Origin of the sequence: Fastidiosibacter lacustris (assembly GCF_003428155.1) — a bacterium.
Classification (GTDB): Bacteria; Pseudomonadota; Gammaproteobacteria; order Francisellales; family Francisellaceae; genus Caedibacter; species Caedibacter lacustris.
On record NZ_QLIR01000023.1, the window covers coordinates 20,781 to 27,650 of the forward strand.

5 protein-coding genes are annotated in these 6,870 nt (G+C 40.6%); 3 read left to right on the plus strand and 2 right to left on the minus strand.

Annotated features, from left to right (window positions below):
- Window positions 1-260 precede the first annotated feature (260 nt).
- The 3 genes from aceE to lpdA are packed head-to-tail and all read left to right on the plus strand — an operon-like array spanning window position 261 to window position 5,988.
- The gene (aceE, locus tag DNJ77_RS08850) at window positions 261-2,942 is read left to right on the plus strand and encodes a pyruvate dehydrogenase (acetyl-transferring), homodimeric type (protein ID WP_116964630.1); all 2,682 of its coding nucleotides are present in this window, start codon (window positions 261-263) and stop codon (window positions 2,940-2,942) included.
- A 26-nt stretch (window positions 2,943-2,968) separates the two neighbouring features.
- Window positions 2,969-4,546, plus strand: a complete 1,578-nt coding sequence (aceF, locus tag DNJ77_RS08855; protein WP_116964631.1) for a dihydrolipoyllysine-residue acetyltransferase — start codon at window positions 2,969-2,971, stop codon at window positions 4,544-4,546.
- A gap of 23 nt (window positions 4,547-4,569) precedes the next feature.
- The gene (gene lpdA, locus DNJ77_RS08860) at window positions 4,570-5,988 is read left to right on the plus strand and encodes a dihydrolipoyl dehydrogenase (protein WP_116964632.1); all 1,419 of its coding nucleotides are present in this window, start codon (window positions 4,570-4,572) and stop codon (window positions 5,986-5,988) included.
- Window positions 5,989-6,001: 13 nt separating this feature from the next.
- Here the strand turns inward: lpdA and DNJ77_RS08865 are convergent, their stop codons facing one another.
- Window positions 6,002-6,238: a hypothetical protein gene (locus DNJ77_RS08865; RefSeq protein WP_116964633.1), complete on the minus strand. Its 237-nt coding sequence runs from the start codon at window positions 6,236-6,238 to the stop codon at window positions 6,002-6,004.
- Window positions 6,235-6,870, minus strand: a 636-nt coding sequence (locus tag DNJ77_RS08870; protein ID WP_204723390.1) for a hypothetical protein, incomplete at its 5' end; no start/stop codon positions are given. The genes DNJ77_RS08870 and DNJ77_RS08865, both read right to left, overlap by 4 nt.

The window sequence follows — 6,870 nt, forward strand, 5'->3', positions numbered from 1 at the left end:
CCTTGATTACTCAAGGATTTATGCAATGTCCAAACTATAACAGCATCTTTTGATAAATGCTGTTTCAAAGCAGTATCTCTTTGTATTAAATCTGATACACTTTTCAATATCTTGATTGCTTGGGTTTTTCAAGCGTACTAAAACGCAAGCTAAACTTTACTTAATTGCTGATATGCCTATATTTTGATGGGTCTTACGTTTATAATTATTCCCATTTTTGAAAGTCAAATTTCTAACTTGAAACTGTCTATGGAGGCAATATGTCTGAAAGATTTCACGATATTGACGTAACAGAAACACAAGAGTGGCTAGAAGCCTTTGAAGATGTTGTTGCGCGTGAAGGAATAGAGCGCGCAAGCTTTTTAATGAATCGATTATTGGATCACGCTAATCAAATTGGGATTGAGAGTGCTTACGGACCTTCACAAAGCATCTTATTTATGAATACGATTAAGGTAGAAGATCAACCAGCCTATCCAGGAAATTTAGAAATCGAGAACAAAATCGAGAATCTCAATCGCTGGAATGCAGCAGTTATGGTTGCAAAAGCTAATAAAAAAGATGGTTCTTTAGGGGGACATATTGGCTCTGGAGCATCTATTATTACCCTTTATGAAGTGGGATTTAATCACTTTTTTCATGCACCAAATGAGCAGCAAGCAGGGGATTTAGTATTTTATCAAGGTCATACAACCCCAGTTATATACGCGCGCTCTTATCTAGAAGGTCGCTTAACCGAGACACAATTAAAAAACTTTCGACAACAAGCATTTAATGATGAGGAAGGTTTGTCATCCTATCCACATCCTTATCTGCAACCAACTTATTGGCAATTTCCTACTGTTTCTATGGGCTTGGGACCTTTGCAGGCAATCTATCAAGCGCGTTTTATGAAATATCTTGAAGCACGTAAACTGGCAGATACAAAAAATCGTAAAGTTTGGGCATTTTGTGGTGATGGTGAGATGGATGAACCAGAATCACTAGGTGCAATTAATCGTGCGGTACGTGAAGGCTTGGATAATTTGATTTTTGTGATCAATTGTAATTTACAGCGCCTTGATGGTTTGGTAGATGGTAATGGCAAAATCGTTGAGGAGTTTGCACAAATCTTTAAAGGTGCTGGCTGGAATGTAATTAAAGTGTTATGGGGAAGCAACTGGGAACCACTATTTGCTAAGGACACAAATGGTAAATTGCAACAACGCTTAGCACAAATGAACGATGGTCAGATGCAGTTTGCAAGTTCTCATGGTGGAGCAGACTTAAGACAAACAATTTTTGGTGGTGATCCTGAGCTTGAAGAAATAGGTAAAGGCTACAGTGATGAAGATGTGCAAAACTTAATGCGTGGTGGGCACGATCCAACTAAGGTTTATGCAGCATATCAAAAAGCGGTTAACAATAATACAGGTAAACCGACTGTTATTTTACCGATGACGATTAAAGGTTATGGTTTAGGTGAGTGGGGCGAGTCAAAAAATATTGCACATAATGTCAAAAAGCTTGACACAGAAGCCTTAAAATATATTCGAGATCGTTTTAAGGTGCCAGCGACAGATGAGCAAGTTGAGCAAATGGCTTTTTTAAAGTTTGAAGAAGGTTCAAAAGAACATGCGTATTTGCATGCACAACGTAAGGCATTAGGTGGTTATGCTCCTGCTCGATTTGAAAATAACACACCGTTGTTAATTCCACATTATCAAGATTTTGCTCAACTATTTTTAGAAGCAAGTGGTGATCGTGATTTCTCTACGACAACAGCGTTTGTGCGTATGTTTGTCAACTTGACCCGTCACAAAGACCTAAAAGATCATTTAGTCCCGATTATGGTGGATGAGTCACGTACCTTTGGGATGGAAGGCTTATTCCGTCAATTGGGTATTTATAATCATCGTGGGCAGCAATATGTGCCAGAAGATAAAGCACAAGTAATGTACTATAGAGAGTCTAAAGATGGTCAAATCATTCAAGATGGTATCAATGAAGCAGGTGGTTTTTGTTCATGGTTAGCCGCAGCTACTTCTTATAGTGTTCATCGTGTTCCGATGATTCCATTTTATATTTATTATTCTATGTTTGGTTTCCAACGTATTGGTGATTTGGCATGGGCGGCAGCTGATTCTCATGCAAAGGGTTTTTTGTTAGGTGGTACTGCTGGGCGTACTACTTTAAATGGTGAAGGTTTGCAACACGAAGATGGTCATAGCCACATCCAGGCAGGGTTGATTCCATCTTGCGTTACTTATGATCCAACTTACGCTTATGAGCTTGCTGTTATCCTGTGGAGTGGGATGAAACGCATGTATGTCGAGCAAGAAGAAGTTTTCTACTACATTACTTTGATGAATGAGAATTATACCCACCGCGCGATGCCAGAGGGGGTAGAGCAAGATATTATCAAAGGCTTGTATTTATTAAAAGCAGCTGAAAAAGTCAATGGCAACAAACACATTCAGCTCATGGGATCAGGCACGATTTTGCGCGAAGTAGAAGCAGCAGCAAATCTATTGCAACAAGACTTTGGTGTTACAAGCGATATTTGGAGTATGACCTCTGCCAATGAGCTTTATCGTGATGGTCGTAAGGTTGCACGTTGGAACTTGTTACATCCGGAACACATGCAAAAGCAAACACATATTGAAAAATGCCTTCAAAATCGCAAAGGACCTGTAGTGGTGTCAACGGATTATATTAAGTTATATACCGAGCAGCTTCGTGAGTTTATGCCAACTAACTACATTACATTAGGAACAGATGGCTTTGGTCGCTCTGATTCACGTGCAAATTTACGTCACTTCTTTGAGGTAGATCGTTATTATGTGGTCGTTGCTGCTTTAAGTGGTTTGTTAAGAGAAGGTGCCATTGACAAAAAATTGGTAGTAGAGGCAATTAAGAAATATGGTATTGATCCAGATCGTGTCGATCCAGCTTATCATTAAATAAATGACGGAAGAAGGAAAAACTCATGGCAATTAAACAAGTCACAGTACCCAATATTGGTGACTATAAAGATGTTGACGTGATTGAGGTCAACGTCAAAGTAGGTGATGTCATTCAAGAAGAAGACTCATTGATCACCTTGGAAACAGACAAAGCCTCAATGGAGGTACCTGCACCTTTTTCTGGTACGGTAAAAGAAGTGAGTGTCAAAGTAGGTGATAAAGTGTCTGAGAGTTCATTAGTTCTTTTGGTTGAAACAGATGCTGTAAATACAAATGAAACAGCCTCATCAACCATCCTCACTCAAAGTGCGGTTGAGCAAGGTTCACAACAGCAAATTGCAGCTGCGCAAATGCTTGAGATAAAAGTACCAGATATTGGTGATTATAAAGATGTGGATGTCATTGAGGTGAATGTTAAGCCAGGTGATGAAATCAAAGAAGAAGATTCATTGGCTACACTTGAAACCGATAAAGCCTCAATGGAAATCCCATCACCTTACACAGGCAAAGTCGTTGATGTCAAAATTACAGTCGGTGATAAAGTTTCTAAAGGAGACTTGGTGCTCACTCTTCTTGTGTCACAAGGTCAAGTTGCAACTGAAAATAAGATATCTAAAGCCGCGCAAGTTGAAGAGGTGGTAAAAAGCCCAGTCGTTGAACAAGCTGCTATTGTATCTAAAGTTCCCAATACCAATGCACATGCCTCCCCTGCGGTTCGCAGATTAGCACGTATTTTGGGGATTGATTTATCACGTGTCATTGCGACTGGTAGAAAAGGACGCATCACGAAAGAAGACTGTGATAACTATATTAAAAAAGCAGTGCAATCCTTACAAACTGGTCAAGTATCCAGTGGGGGCGGTTTAGACTTATTACCTGATCCCCAGGTGGATTTTGCAAAATTTGGTGAAATAGAAGTCGAAGCGTTATCACGTATTAATAAACTCAGCGCCAAGAATCTTGCACGCAATTGGGTTAAAATCCCGCATGTGACCTTTTATGACGATGCAGATATTACTGATTTAGAAGCATTTAGAAATGCAAAAAAAACAGCAGCAGAAAAAGCAGGGGTCAAAGTTACACCACTTTCGTTTTTAATCAAAGCAGCTGCAACAGCATTACAAGAATACCCACGCTTTAATAGTTCATTATCAAACGATGGCGAAGGCTTGATTGTGAAGAAATATTATCATATTGGTTTTGCCACTGATACCCCAAAAGGCTTGGTTGTACCTGTGATCAAAAATGCCGATCAGAAAGGTATTTTTGAGATCTCACGCGAAATCATGGACTTAGTGAAAAAGGGGCGTGAAGGTAAATTAAAACCAGATGATATGCAAGGGGCAACCTTTACCATATCAAGCCTAGGTATACTTGGTACAACTGCATTTACGCCAATTATTAATATGCCTGAAGTGGCGATTATGGGTGTGTCAAAATCAGCCATAAAACCTGTGTGGAATGGTACAGAGTTTATCCCAAGAACCATGTTGCCATTGTCGTTATCGACTGATCATAGAGTAATTGATGGCGCATTAGCAGCTCAGTTTTTAACGCGTTACTGTGCAATTCTGGCAGATTTAAGAGAAATGCTTTTGTAAGAAAATAAATTAAGGTAAAAAAGATGAGTGATATAAAAACAGAATTAGTTGTTTTAGGTAGTGGTCCTGGTGGTTATAGTGCAGCATTTCGTGCAGCAGATTTAGGTAAAAAAGTCGTGCTTGTTGAGCGTTATGATTCGATTGGTGGGGTGTGTTTAAATGTCGGTTGTATTCCTTCAAAAGCACTTTTGCATGTTGCTAAAGTGATCAATGAAGCGCGTCACCTGGAAAAAGATGGCTTAATCAGCTTTGACAACTTGACTTTCAATAAAGATAAAATCTTGGGTTATAAAGACAAGATCGTAAGCCAACTAACAGGTGGCTTAAAAGGGTTAGCTAAGCAACGTAAAGTTGACATTGTGGAAGGCTATGGCAAGTTCACTTCAAGTAATGAAATTGCTGTTGAAACGAAAGAGGGTGTTAAAACCATCGCTTTTGACAATGCGATTATTGCCGTGGGGTCAAGCTCTATTAAGTTACCATTTATTCCTGAGGATCCTCGTATTATTGATTCAACGGGTGCACTTCAAATGAAAGAAGTTCCTAAAAAAATGCTCGTCATTGGTGGGGGCATTATTGGACTTGAAATGGCACAAGTTTATAGCGAGCTTGGTTCTGAAATCACGGTAGTTGAATTTATGGATCAACTTATGGGAACGGCAGATAAAGATATTGTGAAGCCTTATGAAAAGATGATGTCTAAACGGTATGACATTCGTTTGAAAACGAAAGTGACCAAGGTCGAAGCAAAAGATGATGGTCTTTATGTGTCAATGGAAGGTGACAAACCACGCGAAAATGAGAGGTTTGACCGTATTTTATTAGCAGTTGGACGTACACCAAATGGTAAACTGATCGATGCAGAAAAAGCGGGTGTTAATGTTGATGAGCGTGGCTTTATTAAAGTTGATAACCAACTTAGAACTAATGTTCCACATATTTTTGCCATTGGTGATGTTGTGGGACAACCGATGCTTGCGCACAAAGCTGTCCCAGAAGGGCGTATTGCTGCGGAGGTTATAGCAGGTTATAAGCATTATTTTGAGCCAAAATGTATTCCAGCTGTAGCATACACTGACCCAGAAGTGGCGTGGGTTGGGGTCACAGAAAAAGAAGCCAATGAAAAAGGAATCAAATACGACAAGGGAGTATTCCCTTGGGCAGCAAGTGGTCGTTCATTGAGTATTGGTCGAAATGAAGGTTTGACTAAAGTGCTTTATGATGAAAATCACGTCATTATTGGTGCAGGTATTGTTGGACCAAATGCAGGCGAGTTAATTGCAGAAGCGACCCTAGCCATTGAAATGGGTTGTGATGCGGAAGATATTTCTTTAACCATCCATCCCCATCCAACTTTGTCAGAAACGCTAATGATGGCAACAGAGGTATTTGAGGGTAGTGCAACTGACATTTACGCGCCTAAGAAAGAGCGGAAAAATTGAAATCATAAGACCTTTATTGCTTATTTTGTAAATCCTGGGCAAGCTTCCTAAGTTCTTCAACAGAATACTCAAACTCGGGACCTTCCTCCATAGCCATCAGCTGGAGTAGTATCTCATCAAGATCAGGAGCCAACCCAACTCCATGATCTTGATAAAGCTGGAATGCAACGCGAGCGATTCTTACGACGTCATATCCTTTATCCAGCTCAGCCTGCAACACACTACTTAGTTCTTTTGCAGTAAACGTCATAACCCTAACTCCCTAGTAACTGGAGGATAATGTTGAGAATTAACGGTTTGGCCATTAATTGACTTGGGGTGCACCCTGTTCACACTCCCTGCATGATCGTAACTTTCCATCCACTGCCTTACGTTTCCATTTTGGGGGTTATGCTCGGTAACAAAAGAAGCACCTCGAGTTGGACCTTCCGTTCTAGCAGGAACTTCCTGGGTGTAATAACGAACGCGCCCATCTGGTAATTGCCGTGTAGTAGCTGCATTTTGCTGTGCTTTCTCTAGTCCAGATAATTTCGCTCTAAGAGCTGATTGCGCGTTTACGTTTTCAGCACCACTACTTACCTTCCTCGCAACCGTCCCACTTTCCTTAATCACCCTTGGCAATGCCACCTTTGCCATTGCCTTGCCACCTCTGACGGTGGCACTTAACCCCGCTTTCGGTATTCCCCCTAGCACATTCGCTGCAATTAAACCTGCATAATGCGCTAACTTATGCTTGTCATCGTAACTAAAGTCCATTAATCCAAAACTTATTTCATTGACAAAACCCCCACCAAACGCTGTCACTGTGCCATAACAATACGATAAAAACTGCCAGCCAAAATGTCGCGCCAATGCCCCCAGCGGATCTGCCTGGTATTCACG